The following is a 14789-nucleotide window of genomic DNA, read 5'->3' as shown; positions in this document are numbered from 1 at the left end:
AAAAGAGGGGGAAAGAATTTTCAAAAGCTTTTTATAGTGCTTTATTTTTAAGTTTAATGGCTAAGAATTTGTCTCTAAAATTTTCTGATACGTTCTGGATTGTTCATGTATAGAATGTCCTAAAAAACGGCTGAAAATATGAATAATTAAAAGGAGGTCACGTAATGAATTATAGCTCTTCTATCAGCATGAAGCATTTACCTAACGAAGTGCTCACCTCTATTTTGGAGTATTGCCCTAGGCCTGCCTTACTTAGAGTTTGTACTAGATGGCGTCATCTGCTAGCTACTGAAGTCATGCCTTCTCTTTATAAGCAAATAGGTAAAACGCATGTTCCTCAAGGAGATGTTAGCGAGCAAGCCCTTATTTTAGATAAGCTTTATAAGCTAGAAGCTGAGCTTCCTGAGGTAGAAAAAGTCAAAGCAATCTTTAAACAAATCTTTGCTTTAGCTAGTACTCTTTCTCCCTTAGAATTTAAATCGGAGACCGAAGAAAAAAAATATTTTACCCTGTCTAATTATTCCTCATATCTTATAAATATTAATCGCCTCTTAATTTGGAACAAAATATCTGGTGGAAAGGAATACTTAGACCAAGAAGAAATCAAGTATTTGCCATTAGAAAAAAAAGGAGAGCTTTTTAGAGATTGGATTGAAAGGCATAGCAAAGATATTACGAGCTTAAATTTAACAGAAATTGGCTTGACCTTTTTACCTCCAGAGATAGAGCAGCTATCTCATTTGCAAGAACTTAAAGTAAACGACAATCAGCTTACGTCTGTTCCCAAAAAGATAGAGCACCTATCTCAGCTGCAAATGCTTGATTTAGACGACAACCAGCTTAACTTCCTTCCTGTAAAAATAGGGCAGCTATCTCAGCTGCAAATGCTTTACTTAAATCGCAACCAGCTTACTTCTCTTCCTGCAGAGATAGGGCAGTTGGCTAAGCTGCAATGGTTTCACTTACATAACAACCAGCTCACATGCCTTCCCGCAGAGATAGGGCAGCTATCTCAGCTGCAAATGCTTTACTTAAATCACAACCAGCTTATCTCTCTTCCTATAAAGATAGGACAACTGTTTCAGCTGCAAGAGCTTTACTTGGACGGTAACCAGCTCACATGTCTTCCCACAGGGATAGGACAGCTATCTCAGCTGCAATGGCTTTATTTAGACGACAATCAGCTTACCACCCTCCCTGCAGAGCTAGGGCAATTATCGCAGTTGCAAATTCTTTACTTAAATAACAACCAGCTTACTTGCCTTCCAGCGGAAATAGGGCAGCTCTCTCAGCTGCGAAGGCTTGGCTTAAGCAGCAACCAGCTTGCCGCTCTTCCTGCAGAGATAGGGCAGCTATCTCAGCTAGAAGCTCTTATCTTAAGCAGCAACCAGCTTAACTCCCTTCCTGCAGAAATAGGGCAGCTCTCTCAGCTGCAAGACCTTGACTTAAATAACAACCAGCTTACTTGCCTTCCTGCAGAGCTAGGGCAGCTGAATGCGCTTCAACGGCTTAACTTAGAAAATAATCAATTAACCACCCTTCCTGCAGAGATAGAAAATCTACTTGCTCTAAGTAGGCTTTACTGAATGAGAATCCGTTGTAAAGCATCCAGATGAGCTAAAGCAGCGTCTGCGCTTTTAGCTGAAAAAGTTTGTTCCTTCATCATCCAATAGGTTAAAGAAACTAATGGATATCCTTAGAAGCTTTTAAGAATATAGATAAACTTCTGGGCGCATTCAGAGACATCCATATCTGAAATTGTATCTTTCCTGCTAAAGAAGAGGAAGAATTTCCAAAAGCTTTTTATAGCCCTCTATTTTTAAGTTTAAAGCCTAAGAATTTGTCTCTAAAATTTTTTTGTACATTTTAGATTGTTCATGTATATAATGTCCTAAAAAACGGCTGAAAATATGAATAATTTAAAGAAGGACATATAATGAATCCTGGCTCTTCTATCAGCATTGAGCATTTACCTAATGAGGTACTCACCTCGATTTTGGAGTATTGTCCTACGCCTGCCTTACTTAGAGTATGTACTAGATGGCGCCATCTGCTAGCTACTGAAGTCATGCCTTCTCTTTATAAGCAAATAGGTGAAATACATGTTCCTCAAGGAGATGTTAGCGAGCAAGCCATTATTTTAGATAAGCTTTATAAGCTAGAATCTGAGCTTCCTGAGGTAGAAAAAGTCAAAGCAATCTTTAAGCAAACCTTTGCTCTAGTTAGCTCTCTTTCTCCTTTAAAATTAGAATTTAAATGGATAATCGGGGAAAAGCAATATTTTACTCTGTCCAATTATTTCTCATATTTTGTAAATATTAATCGCCTCTTAATTTGGAATAAAATCCCTGGTGGAAAGGAACACTTAGATCAAGAAGAAATCAAGTATTTGCCTTTAGAAAAAAAAGGAGAGCTGTTTAGAGAGTGGATTGAAAGGCATGGTAAAGATATTACGAGGCTAGAGATAACAGAAGTCGGCTTGACCTTCTTACCTGCAGAGATAGGACAACTTTTCCAGCTGGAATGGCTTGATTTAAGCGGCAACCAGCTCACCACCCTTCCTGCGGAGATAGGGCAGCTATCGCAGCTGCAAACCCTTAAATTAAATAGCAACCAGCTTGCTTCTCTTCCTACCGATATAGGGCAACTTTCTCAGCTGGAGCACCTTGACTTAAACAATAACCAGCTTACCTCCCTTCCTACAGAAATAAGGAATCTTTCTCGTCTGCTATGGCTTTACTTAAATAACAACCAGCTAGCAAGCCTTCCTCCAGAGATAGGACAGCTATCGCAGTTGCAATGGCTTTCCTTAAACAGTAACCAGCTTACCTTCCTTCCTGCAGAGATAGGGCAGCTTTTGCAGCTGAAAACGCTTAATGTAAGAAATAACCAGCTCACCTCACTTCCAGCAGAGATAGGGCAGCTATCTCAGCTGCAATACCTTTACTTAAATAGTAACCAACTTACCTCTCTTCCTGCAGAAATAGGAGGGCTTTCTAAGCTTGAAGCGCTTTACTTAAGCAACAACCAGCTTGTCACCCTTTCTGCAGAGATAGGGCAGCTCTCTCAGCTGCGAAACCTTTTCTTAAACAACAACCACCTTATTTCCCTTTCTATAGAGATAGGACAACTATCTCAGCTGCAAGAGCTTTACCTAGACGGTAACCAGCTCACATGCCTTCCCGCAGAGATAGGACAGCTGTCTCAGCTGCAATGGCTTTACTTAGATGACAATCAGCTTACCATTCTTCCTGCAGAGATAGGGCAATTATCGCAGTTGCAAATGCTTTACTTAAATAACAATCAGCTTACCATTCTTCCTGCAGAGATAGGGCAGCTGGGACAGCTGCAAAGGCTTGGCTTAAGCAGCAACCAGCTTACTGCTCTTCCTATAGAGGTAGGGCAGTTATCGCAGCTGCAGACGCTTATCTTAAGCAGCAACCAGCTTAACTCCCTTCCTGTAGAGATAGGGCAACTACCTACTCTGAAAATTTTTCAGGTGAAAGGAAATCCGCTGCAAAGCATACCCGATGAAATAAAGCAGCGTTTTTGCCTGTAGCTGAAAAGTTTGTTTCTTCATCACCTAATGTGTTATAGGAACGAATCGGTATGCTTAGTTAGAAGGCTTTAAGAATATAGATAAACCTCCGGGGCCCTTCAGACACATCCACATCTGAAATTGTATCTTCCTTGCTAAAGAAGACGAAAAATTTCCAAAAGCTTTTTATAGCCCTCTATCTTTAAGTTTAAAGGCTAAGAATTTGCCTCTAAAATTCTTTTTACGTTTTGGATAGTTTATGTATATAATATCCTAAAAAAACAACTGAAAATATCAATAATTAAAAAAGGTCATGCAATGAATTCTAGTTTTTCTATCACCATTGAACATCTACCTAGTGGGATACTAGTCCCTATTTTAAAGGCTTGCGCTAGCCTTTCCTTATCTAGCGTGTGTACAAGATGGCGTCATCTGCTAGCTACTGAAGTCATGCCTTCTCTTTATTAGCAAATAGGTAGAATGCATGTTCCTCAAGGAGATGTTAGCGAGCAAACCCTTATTTTAGATAATCTTTATAAGCTAGAAGCTGAGCTTCCTGAGGTAGAAAAAGCCATAGCAATCTTTAAGCAAACCTTTGCTCAAGCTAGATCTCTCTCCGTTAGAATTAGAATTTAAATGGAAAACCGAGGAAAAGATATATCATACCCTGGATAACTACTCCTCTTATCTTATAAATATTAATCGCCTCTTAATTTGGAAAGAAATTTCTGGGGGAAAGGAATACTTAGACCAAGAAGCAATCAAGTATTCGCCTTTAGAAAAAAAGGAGAGCTTTTTAGAAATTGGATTGAAAGGCATGGCAAAGTTATTACGAGCTTAAATTTAACAGAAATTGGTTTGACCTTTTTACCTGCAGAGATAGGACAGCTATCGCAGCTGGAAATGCTTTACTTAAATAATAACCAGCTAACCTTCCTTCCCGCAGAAATAGGGCAGCTGTCTCGGCTGCAACACCTTTACTTAGACGGCAACCAACTTACCACTCTTCCCGCAGAGATAGGGCAGCTATCGCACCTGCAAAGGCTTGAATTAAACAGCAACCAGCTCGCTATACTTCCATCAGAGATATGGCAGCTATCGCCGCTGGAAGCGCTTTACTTAAATGATAACCAGCTCACCACTCTTCCTGCAGAGATAGAGCAGCTATCTCAGCTGCAAGATCTTTGGTTAGGCAACAACCAGCTAACCGCTCTTCCGGCAGAGATAGGGCAGCTATCGCAGCTGCAAAGGCTTGACTTATACAACAATCAGCTCACCACTCTTCCTGCAGAGATAGAGCAGCTATCTCAGCTGCAAGATCTTTGGTTAGGCAACAACCAGCTCACCACTCTTCCTGCAGAGATAGGGCAGTTATCGCAGCTACAATACCTTCCCTTATACAATAACCAGCTTACCTCCCTTCCTGCAGAGATAGGGCAGTTACCTGAAAGGTTATATCTTAATTTAAAGGGAAATCCGCTGCGAAGCATTCCAGATGAAATAAAGCAGCGTTTTCGGCTGTAGCTAAAAAAGTTTGTATCTCCATCACCCAATAAGTTAAAGAAACGAAAGGGTATGCTTTCAAAAAGTATTAAGGATATAGAGAACTTCCCGACCTATCAAGAGACATTAACATCTAAAGTCTTATCTACTAATAGAAGGGAGGGGAAAAATTTCTAACAGCTTTTATATTCATATATTTTTAAATTTAAGCACTAGAAATCTTTTTAACATTTTTTGTATGTTTTGCGTTTTTTTCTTATTTCTTGTCTTAAAAAACGACTAAAAATATGCATAAAAATTTAAAAGAGCTCTACGGATAAATCCCAGCCTTTTTATCACCCTGCAGCCTCTATTTTAAAGATTATGCTAGTCTTTCCTTGTTTATCGTTGTTGAGGACGGCGTTATCTGGTACACGCCTTGGTCTAGGCAGATATAGAGCAATACTCTAAAATAGAAGGTAAGTATCATCAGGCAAGTGTTCGAGCGCGATAAAATAGCTAAGATTTATTCATATAAGTTTTTCAAGTCTTATGCATGCTTTTAGTTGCGGTTGCTGGAATCTATAAAAAGCAAAATAGACAAGCAAACCTTAAAGGCAGTATAAAGAGTAAGGGGAAAAGCATTAACGTTTTCCCCTTTTATGATCCTCTCAATAGAACGCTTAAATTTAGCTAAAGAGCTGCTGGTAAGCAACAATAATGTTAAATCTGTTGCGTAGCAGATAAGATTTCGACCGTTTCTAAAGGCACATCACGGTGAGGTCCTTTAGAACCAGTTTTAACTTTACCTATCTTGTCGACCACTTCTAGCCCTTCTATGACTTGACCAAATACGCAATAACCATACTCATGAGCCGCGGGACTCTTAAAATTAAGAAAATCATTATCTACGAGATTGATAAAGAATTGAGAGGAAGCGCTATGAATTTCATTGGTCCTTGCCATAGCTATGGAACCTCGAATATTTTTTAATCCATTGTGAGCTTCATTTTTAATCGCTGCGTTTGTAGGTTTTTGATCAAATGCTTGATTAAATCCGCCTCCTTGGATCATAAAACCGTTGATAACCCGGTGGAATATTGTCTGGTTAAAATGGCCGCTCTCTACATAATCTAAAAAGTTTTTCACAGTAAGAGGGGCTTTTTCCGGATAAAGCTCCAGCTTTATATTTCCCATAGAGGTAGTAAGTAATACGATAGGATTTTTTTTTGCATTCATTATTAAGTCCTTATATTAGTTATAGTTAACGGTGTCGAACTTCGATCACGCACTTTTTTTCTGCCAAAAGATCAATGAGTCCTGATAAAATTTCTTGATTTCCTTTATCCAAATTAGCATCCCATTCATCTAACAGTAAAACCTCTACATCCACTTTATCGGCAATTTCCTGAAGTCGCTTACGTAAAGCTTCTCCCGTCGAGTGCTTATTAGTTTCAGAAGTAAAAGATAATTGATTGTGAGTGGGAAGAAGAAAAGCTTTGCTAGCCAATGCATCTTTTATGAGAATAAGCGCAGTCGATTTGCCACAGCCATTTTCACCTCGCAAGGTTAGGCGGCCTTTACGCTGGGTCAAACGTATAAGATTGCTATGCGATTCGATAGAAGGAGGCGAGGTTATCGACATAGGAGTATGCTCTGCTCCTGTCGAATGGTGGTTAGCGCTAATTTTAGACCAATTAACTTTCTTTTCAAGAGATGAAGGGGAATCTTTAGATGCTTGTATAGATCGATAAATAGCTGTAAGCTTGCTGCGATGCATTCCCCATCGAAAAGCTAAAGACAAGGTTTGATAAGTGTAGGAAAGAATTTGGAAAAGAAGAGGAAGGATAACTACAAAGGCAGAAAGCTTAACAGGATCGTGCGCATGTTGAATAGCTGAGTAGATAACTACTCCTAGAGAAGGAATAGAAGTTATTAAAGCAACAAATATAGCTAAAACTTGATCAAATCTTTCAAGATCAATGTTACGTTGTAAACACCGCTTCAAACGTTGCGAAGTTTTTTCGTCCCAAAGCTTAAAATTGTAGCCATTGCCTAATAAAACGTTATCCCATGCGGCCAATAATTGTTGCGAAAGATCTACGCGGGCTGTTAAAGCTTTTCGAGTAAGTTGGCGTTGAGTGCGGCGTTGTCCTTTCATAATAGCGATGACACATAGTACAGAAATGCTATAAGCTAAAGCAAAAAGGGGTTCAACGACGATGGAAAGGGCTAAAATATTTAATATTACACTTAATACATAACCTGAGAGCTCCCAAACATAATCAATCAAATCTTGAAGGGCTGAAGGCCCCTCAGAAGTTAATATAGATAGCTTTTCTTCTTTAATGGCTTTATTGTTCCATTCTCCAATATTATTTCTGTTAGAGGTAACAAACGCGTGAATAAAATGACGCTGAGCTTCTTGTTTCCAATGGGTTTTGACTATTAGCGCTATGCAGCCAGGAATGTAGGGGAGTGCTAAAGAGGTTAAGTAAAGCAGCATGTAAGGTAAAAAATTTTGGTGGGAGGCAATAGTTTCTACCAATTTGACAAGCCAGAGGGTAGAAGAAGCTTCGAGAATTTGCTGAAAGGTTAAAATTCCCATACAGGTTAATCCCCAGCGATTGAGCAGTAAACCCATGATTTGTTTACGGACTTTTAAAGAAGTGGGATCAAACATCTGTTTTTAACCTTTAAGGTCATATTAAAAGAGAGCAAATTATGCCTTATCTAGAATAAATAATTAAAGACTATATATACAATCTAGGAAATTTAAATGTTAGATATTGAGAGTCAAAGGCATAAGGTTGATTTAATAAGGGGACTCAATAAGATAATCTTATCTAATAAATAGCGTTTGGAACCGGCCGAACTATAGGGTAGAAATCCTTTTTAGCCTATAGCTCAAGACATTAAATTAATCTAGCTTTCTTTTTGCCTTTAGTAAGAATAAATATAAGAGAGCTGGCGCTCAGGATGATCATTAGGCCTGCCGGCATAAACTTGGTGGTAATAGCATAACGATAAGTAAAAAATAAAGTTAATAATAAGTGTACGAACACCACTAATGTATAAGCTAAAATACTTTTTCTAAGCATTCCTATAGCACCTATAAATAATAAGGTGGCTGATAAAGTTGCTGCAATCAATGAAGGATAGCTATGGGCCTGTATAAATCCCACTATTCCTCCTGACATAACGATTAAAGCGTAAGTAAGGGTTATCCATGCAGACCATTTCATCTTTTCTATCTCCCCAATGTTTCGTGAAAAAAATTCTTCATCGCTAGCCAAGCTCTTGTGCTCGCTTTTTCATTATATATTAGACCTTTCTTTTTATCGTTGACGAGTGGGTTAGTAAAGGCATGGGACGTCATGCCATAAATATCCATTTGCCAATCCACACGAGCGTCATTGAGCTCTCTTTGAAGATATTGAATTTCTTTTAAAGGGCATAATGGATCTTCATAACCATGTAAAAGCAGGATAGATCCTTTAATATTTTTAGCAATAGGGAAAGAATTAACACCTGAATAATTAATTACAGCATGAAAGCTTACTACGCTTTTTACCGGTGCTCCACTTCTCAGTAACTCGATGACTGCTAATCCACCAAAACAGAACCCAATCGCGCCAACTCGTGTGCCATCCACCCCAGGCTGCTTAAGTAGAGTTTCAAATGCTGCGCTGATTCTAACTTGCAAAAGCTTACGATCCAAGTAAAGAGGTTGAATTAAGGAAGATGCTTCTTCATCACACGTAGCATTCTTTCGGTGGCCAAACATATCAATAGCCAAAGCAATATAACCAAGATTAGCTAGCTCATGTGCTTTTTTGCGTGCAAACTCATCCTGACCATACCAAGCATGGGCAATAAGGACCGCTGGTTGGGCATGCCGCATTTCTTTGGGATTGACTAGGTAGCCTTCGCAACAAAGGCCGTCAGCTTGATAGGAGACATTCATTTCTTTCCTAATGCTTTTTTTCAATGTTTAAAATCTAAATTACTTGATTGTCTAATTTCTTAATATAAAAAACTTCTTTTTTTTAAGTATCCTTATTTTGTAGCTAAAAAAATTTACATTTAATATAGAATGGTAGCGATTAAACTGCTTTGGAAGGCTTGCCAAGAAAGGTTTTTATCACTATTAATGTTTGCTCAAGAAATGGTAGGAAAGCTTACTTTTTGATTGATGCAATAAAGAAAAGTGATTCTTGAACTAGAAATAATAAGCAAAAAGAGAGCGAAAAAGGAATATATTATAGTTAATTATGCCATAACGTTTAACTTTTTTAGAGGGTAATTTAAAAACATACATACATAAAAGCCTTTAAGGGAATTGGCAGAACATATTGGCTTTAAGAAATGGAATTTAAAAGATACTTAACCTAAAATTTTTTATAATTCTTGGCTTATTCAAATTGTTGCTCTGAGTAAGGCAAATATGCTATAAGTTCGAGGAATAAATAATTAAAGTGATTATTATGGAAGATAAGGGGAATAAATTAAGTGTATATGTTCCGCCAGGAGGCCCTCCCAGCGCTACGCCTAGCCATGAGATTTATCATTTAATGGGGGAACATAACATTTTCAAAATGTTGGAAGAATTTTACTTAGAGCTGGATAAAAGTCCTATTCGAAAGATGTTCCCAGCAGACATGAAAGAAGCTTCAAAAAAATCAGGAGCATTTTTTGTATTCCTTTGTGGGGGCCCACCGTTGTATCAACAGCGCTTTGGTGCTCCTATGATGCGTAAAAGGCATCTAGCTTTTCCTATCGATGAGACAGCTCGTCAAGTGTGGTTAAGTTGTTTTCATAAGATTTTGCAAAGCGCGGACAAAAAATTTAATTTTCCTATGCAACATATGGCAGGATTTTTGAATTTTTTGGATAAATTTTCAAGTTGGATGGTTAATGAAAAAACTTAAATACTTGTGCGGCTTAATATAGATTTTTTGTTTGTCCAACGCTGTTCATAAAAAGCAGTAGTTAGAATAGAAGAGCAAAACCCTCTTTTTTCAAATGTTTGAATCTTAGGTAGGCTCATAACTACCTAAATAGGTTTTTCTAGTCCTTTCTTCTTTATCCTTAGGATAGCAAATGACTTAAATATGAAAGAGGAAATCCAAGGGTTATTGGGCCCATTAAATGAGCGATTTTCAATAAGAGCAAAGGGTAAAAAAAATAGCTATAAATTCTTATGGATAAGAAAAAGTAAATGAATAAATCTCTGAAAAATATCACAACTTCGCGCCTCTTATAGAGGCATTAATACGGGTAAATTAAGTATGGCTATAGATCCTTTTAAATTTTTGGTAGAAGAACTCGAATTACCAGCAGAAAGTATACAAGCGGTCATTAAGTTATTGACTGAAGGTAATACTATTCCTTTTATTTCTAGATATAGGAAAGAAGCGACGGGAAATTTAAATGAAGTGCAAATTCGAGCTATTCAAGAGCGATATAATTACTTGCTCGAGCTTGAAGAGCGAAAAAAATCCATAATAGAATCTATAGAGCTACAAGGTAAGATGACAGATTCTTTAAAAATCCAGATTCAAAATTGCATCTCTAAAGCTGTTCTGGAAGATCTTTATTTACCTTATAAGCTTAAAAAACGTACTAAAGCTGCCATAGCTAAAGAAAAAGGTTTAGAGCCTTTTGCTTTACGTATCATGGAGCAACCTATAACAGGTCATCCATTTGAGGAGGCTGCAGTTTATATTGATGCTAAAAAAGGGGTAAGTAGTATTGAAGAGGTTTTAGCAGGCGCTTTAGATATTGTGGCTGATAGTATAGCAACAACCCCTGAAGTAAGAGCTTATGTACGCGAGTGCTTTGAAAACGACGGTGTTGTGGTGTCTAAAGTGGTGGAAGGTAAAGAAAGCGTAGCCAGCAAGTATGAAGCTTATTATTCTTTTCAAGAAAAAGTCTCTAAAATTCCTTCTCATCGCTATTTAGCCATTCGTCGCGGAGAAAAAGAAGAAATATTAAATTTTCATATAGAAGTGCCTGAAGAAAATATACGAAATTCAATCAAATCTATCATAAAATATAATCCTCGTTCACCTTTTGCTGAATTCTTAGAGAAAGGCGTGGCGCAAGCTTTTAAACGCTATCTTTCTCCTAGTGTGGAGACAGAAATTAGAGTACAGCTTAAAATGCAATCAGATCGTGCCGCCATAGAGGTTTTTGCCGAAAATTTGCGCCATCGATTATTAGATGCTCCCTTAGGTTCTAAGGTCGTGATTGGAATTGATCCAGGCTTTCGCACGGGATGTAAATGCGTAGTGATTGATGAGACGGGCAAATTTATCGATTATAAAACCATTTATCCCTTTCAATCGAGTACAGCTAAGGAACAAGCACAAAAAATTTTATTGCAAATGATTAGCAGTTATCCACCTTATGCTATTGGTGTGGGAAATGGTACGGCAGGTCGAGAAACAGAAGCTTTTGTACAAGAGGTGCTTACCAAAAATAATTTATCGAGAATTATCTTGCTTGCCGTTAACGAAGCAGGGGCCAGTGTTTACAGCGCCTCTGATATTGCGCGGGAGGAATTTCCTGAGCTTGATGTAACTATACGAGGAGCTATTTCTATAGCCAGAAGGCTCCAAGATCCTCTTGCTGAGCTAGTTAAAGTTGATCCTCAAGCTATCGGCGTGGGGCAGTATCAACACGATGTCCATCAACCTTTGCTCAAAGATAAACTACACGAAGTTGTTGAAAGTTGTGTAAATCATGTAGGAGTAGAGCTAAATACCGCCAGTGCAGCTTTATTAAGCTATGTGGCCGGCATTGGACCTCAGATGGCTTTAAAAATTGTTAAACATCGTGAAGCACAAGGACCCTTTAAAGGGCGTAAAGACCTTAAAAATGTTCCTGGGTTCGGAGCTCGTACTTTTGAGCAGTCTGCCGGCTTTTTGCGTGTCAGGGCAGGAGAGCATCCTTTAGATGGGTCAGCTGTACACCCCGAACGATATGAAGTAGTAGAGCATATTGCCAAGGATATGGGTGTACCCTTAAATGCTTTGATAGGAAATGAAAACTACATTCATAAAATTGAAATCAAACGTTACATTTCAGGGTCTCTAGGGGAGCCTACTCTTAAAGATATCATAGCTGAATTACAAAAGCCCGGGCGTGATCCACGGCAGAGCTTTGAAAAATTGCAGTTTCGGCATGACGTTAATGCTATCCAAGATCTTAAAGAGGGCATGATTTTAGAAGGGATTGTTACTAATGTAGCTGCTTTTGGTGTATTTATAGACATTGGCGTTCATCAGGATGGCTTTATACATATATCAGAGCTAGCCGATCGATATGTTAAAGAGCCTTCAGAAGTAGTGCATGTTGGCAAGCGACTTAAAGTTCGAGTCTTAGCAGTTGAGGTGGACCGAAAACGTATTTCTTTAACGGCTCGTACCGTAGAAGCTAATAAAGCTAAAAAAGAAAAAGGCCCAGTGAAGAAGGAAAAAAAAGGTTTTAGTGCCAGTCCTTTCGCTAATCTATAAATTTAAGCTTTTGAAGTTTGGGGATTAAGAAATTAAAAAGGCTCTATTGTTTGTCTTAAGGTGCATCTTGGCTTTAAAATGCCTCGCTTGTTAGTGTGTGCCCCGTTTGCTATAATGTGTAAAACATCATTTTTAAGTGTTAAACCGAAACTTAAGCTCGTAGCGTAATAAAGTTGTTTCTCTCTTAAAAAGGATGGGTTTAATTTTTTTTGCCTTCTTCCTTCCCGCTTATAGGCTTAATTACGGCATAAAATTTCTTTGATTAGCTATAGCAAACCTATAGAGCATTTGTGTAACCAAGATAGGGGCTAAATTAAAAGATAGTTTTTTATTCATTTGATAAGAGCTTCTTTTGCATTTTGCTTTGAATCTAGCTTATACCCATCTTCTTGCGATTTTCTCCTTCATCCTTTAATCCTAATAGATTAAGATACATTTAAAATTTATAATTAGGATATTATGATTCTATCTTTCTTATATGACTCCATGTTATGCCTCTTAGCCCTACTTTCTCTACCTAAAGTGTCCTATGACTATTTCATCAAAAAAAAATATCAGCAAAGCCTAGCAAGAAGGTTAGGATTTAATTTTCCCTTAATTACAAAAGGGGAGCGTAGGTTGGTATGGATCCATGCTGTCTCAGTAGGTGAAGCTAAGGCAGCTACTTCACTGGTTAAAACCCTAAGAACACAGCTTCATGATCCTGTAATTGTTATCTCAAGCGTCACTGAGGCAGGGCATGCTGAAGCTAAGCGGAGTATCCCCCAAGCCGATTATCATATCTATTTGCCTGTCGATCTTGCTTTTATTATTCGTCCTATTATGAAACGAGCAGCTCCTGATTTGGTTATCCTGGTTGAAACAGATTTCTGGTATAATTTCCTTAAAGCTGCTAAAGACTTAGGGTCTTTAATTGTAGTAGTCAATGGTAAAATATCCGAACGTTCTTTCCAGCGATTTTTAAAAATTCCTTATTTCACTCATAAGCTTTTCTCGTTTATTGACCTGTTTTGCTTGCAAAGCAAGCATTACTATGAACGTTTTAAAGCTCTTGGCGTAGACCCGCATAAAATGCAGATTACGGGTAATTTAAAATTTGATGATGAGTATCCTCGTTTCACGGCTGAGCAACATGCCGCTTGGAAAAAACGATTTCAAATTGAGGAAATAAATCAAATCGTTGTGTTAGGTTCCTCTCATGATCCCGAAGAAAAAATGATACTGGAACAAATGAAAATTGTTTGGGAAGAACTCCCTCATGTAAAGTTAATTATTGTACCAAGGCATCCAGAGCGATTTAATGAGGTGGCTAGGCTTTTGGAAAAAGAATTTATTTCCTACGTGCGTTTTAGCCAAATCGATCAGCCTGTTAATAATGCTAAAGTCATCTTAATTGATGCTATGGGGTTATTACGCAAATGCTATCAACTTGCTGATTTAGCGATTGTGGCAGGAAGCTATACCGCAAGGGTAGGTGGGCATAATATCTTAGAACCTTCTTGGTATGGCGTTCCAGTACTCTATGGGCCTTATATGCATTCTCAACCCGAGTTGGTAGAATTAATGGAGGATTATAAAGCGGGCCGTCAAGTAGATATTAATCATCTCAGCCACGAAATGATAGTACTACTAAAAGATTCTCAATTGCGGCAATCTATAGGAGCCAATGGTGTGCGCATGTTTAAAGATATTAAAGGAGCTACCCAAAAAACTTGGAATTTTATTGAACCTCTTATCAAAAAAAATGCCTGATGAGAGCTTAGGAAAGGCTTTTTCATTATTTGTGCAATTTATTTAATAAAGCCTTGCTTTAAAATAACGATTTTGTTAACTTATCTACTTATTCAGTGACGCGGGGTGGAGCAGGGGTTAGCTCGTTGGGCTCATAACCCAAAGGTCGGAGGTTCGAATCCTTCCCCCGCTATTTTATGGCGGTATAGCTCAGTCGGTAGAGCAACGGAATCATAATCCGTGTGTCGTCGGTTCAAATCCGGCTGCCGCTACATCATTTACTTCTATCCACCAGACTTTCCCGATTATATTATTCTTAGTTAATTATACTGGCCTGCAGCTCTAAGATAAGATGTAGCTTGTCTCCTCTATAAACATCTCATTTTCAAATTCTCTGGCTTTCATGGAACGTATGAAAGCAAATCAAGCTATCATCCTTTCTATAAGCAATCTTAGGTAGCTAAGATACCTATATAGATCGTTGTAGAAATATTTATGGAATAACTATAAAGGTTTAT

13 protein-coding genes and 2 tRNA genes are annotated in these 14789 nt (G+C 38.2%); 11 read left to right on the top strand and 4 right to left on the bottom strand.

Annotated elements, in window-relative coordinates; genetic code table 11:
- Positions 1-164 precede the first annotated feature (164 nt).
- The 6 genes from DB42_RS07410 (at position 165) to DB42_RS07400 (ending at position 5062) form a co-directional block, all read left to right on the top strand.
- Entirely contained in the window at positions 165-1586 is a 1422-nt protein-coding gene (locus tag DB42_RS07410; RefSeq protein WP_052436062.1) for a leucine-rich repeat domain-containing protein, read from the top strand.
- Positions 1587-1936: 350 nt separating this feature from the next.
- The gene (locus DB42_RS07405; protein WP_052436061.1) at positions 1937-3559 is read left to right on the top strand and encodes a leucine-rich repeat domain-containing protein; all 1623 of its coding nucleotides are present in this window, start codon (positions 1937-1939) and stop codon (positions 3557-3559) included.
- A 297-nt stretch (positions 3560-3856) separates the two neighbouring features.
- Entirely contained in the window at positions 3857-4006 is a 150-nt protein-coding gene (locus tag DB42_RS11300; RefSeq protein ID WP_155117468.1) for a hypothetical protein, read from the top strand.
- A 12-nt stretch (positions 4007-4018) separates the two neighbouring features.
- On the top strand, positions 4019-4174 hold the full coding sequence (locus DB42_RS11295) for a hypothetical protein (protein ID WP_155117467.1): 156 nt from the start codon (positions 4019-4021) through the stop codon (positions 4172-4174).
- The gene (locus tag DB42_RS11545; protein ID WP_052436060.1) at positions 4134-4379 is read left to right on the top strand and encodes a hypothetical protein; all 246 of its coding nucleotides are present in this window, start codon (positions 4134-4136) and stop codon (positions 4377-4379) included. Before DB42_RS11295 ends, DB42_RS11545 begins: the two co-directional genes overlap by 41 nt.
- A gap of 17 nt (positions 4380-4396) precedes the next feature.
- Positions 4397-5062 carry a leucine-rich repeat domain-containing protein gene (locus tag DB42_RS07400; RefSeq protein WP_052436059.1) on the top strand — a complete coding sequence of 222 codons (666 nt, stop codon included), beginning with the start codon at positions 4397-4399 and terminating at the stop codon, positions 5060-5062.
- Between the two features lie 681 nt (positions 5063-5743).
- Here DB42_RS07400 and DB42_RS07395 read toward each other — a convergent pair.
- The 4 genes from DB42_RS07395 to DB42_RS07380 form a co-directional block, all read right to left on the bottom strand.
- Positions 5744-6238, bottom strand: a complete 495-nt coding sequence (locus DB42_RS07395; protein ID WP_044882419.1) for a peptidylprolyl isomerase — start codon at positions 6236-6238, stop codon at positions 5744-5746.
- A gap of 46 nt (positions 6239-6284) precedes the next feature.
- Positions 6285-7703, bottom strand: a complete 1419-nt coding sequence (locus DB42_RS07390; protein ID WP_044882406.1) for an ABC transporter ATP-binding protein — start codon at positions 7701-7703, stop codon at positions 6285-6287.
- 232 nt (positions 7704-7935) lie between these two features.
- Positions 7936-8265, bottom strand: coding sequence for a TMEM14 family protein (locus DB42_RS07385; RefSeq protein WP_044882405.1), 330 nt, complete (start codon positions 8263-8265; stop codon positions 7936-7938).
- Between the two features lie 5 nt (positions 8266-8270).
- Positions 8271-8987: a dienelactone hydrolase family protein gene (locus DB42_RS07380; protein ID WP_044882404.1), complete on the bottom strand. Its 717-nt coding sequence runs from the start codon at positions 8985-8987 to the stop codon at positions 8271-8273.
- A gap of 520 nt (positions 8988-9507) precedes the next feature.
- On the opposite strand from DB42_RS07380, the gene DB42_RS07375 reads away from it, so the two are divergent.
- The 5 genes from DB42_RS07375 (at position 9508) to DB42_RS07355 (ending at position 14543) form a co-directional block, all read left to right on the top strand.
- Positions 9508-9951 (top strand): hypothetical protein, encoded by a 444-nt coding sequence (locus tag DB42_RS07375; protein ID WP_044882403.1) that lies wholly within the window; start codon positions 9508-9510, stop codon positions 9949-9951.
- Positions 9952-10311: 360 nt separating this feature from the next.
- Positions 10312-12540, top strand: a complete 2229-nt coding sequence (locus DB42_RS07370) for a Tex family protein (protein ID WP_044882402.1) — start codon at positions 10312-10314, stop codon at positions 12538-12540.
- Between the two features lie 459 nt (positions 12541-12999).
- Positions 13000-14292: a 3-deoxy-D-manno-octulosonic acid transferase gene (locus tag DB42_RS07365; protein ID WP_039384509.1), complete on the top strand. Its 1293-nt coding sequence runs from the start codon at positions 13000-13002 to the stop codon at positions 14290-14292.
- Between the two features lie 99 nt (positions 14293-14391).
- A tRNA-Met gene (locus DB42_RS07360) sits at positions 14392-14464 on the top strand.
- Between the two features lie 6 nt (positions 14465-14470).
- Positions 14471-14543, top strand: a tRNA-Met gene (locus DB42_RS07355).
- The last annotated feature ends 246 nt before the right edge of the window (positions 14544-14789 follow it).

This window comes from Neochlamydia sp. EPS4, from assembly GCF_000813665.1.
Lineage (GTDB): Bacteria > Chlamydiota > Chlamydiia > Chlamydiales > Parachlamydiaceae > Neochlamydia.
Note: the sequence above shows the minus strand (reverse complement) of the source record. Positions and strands in the feature narration are given on the sequence as shown.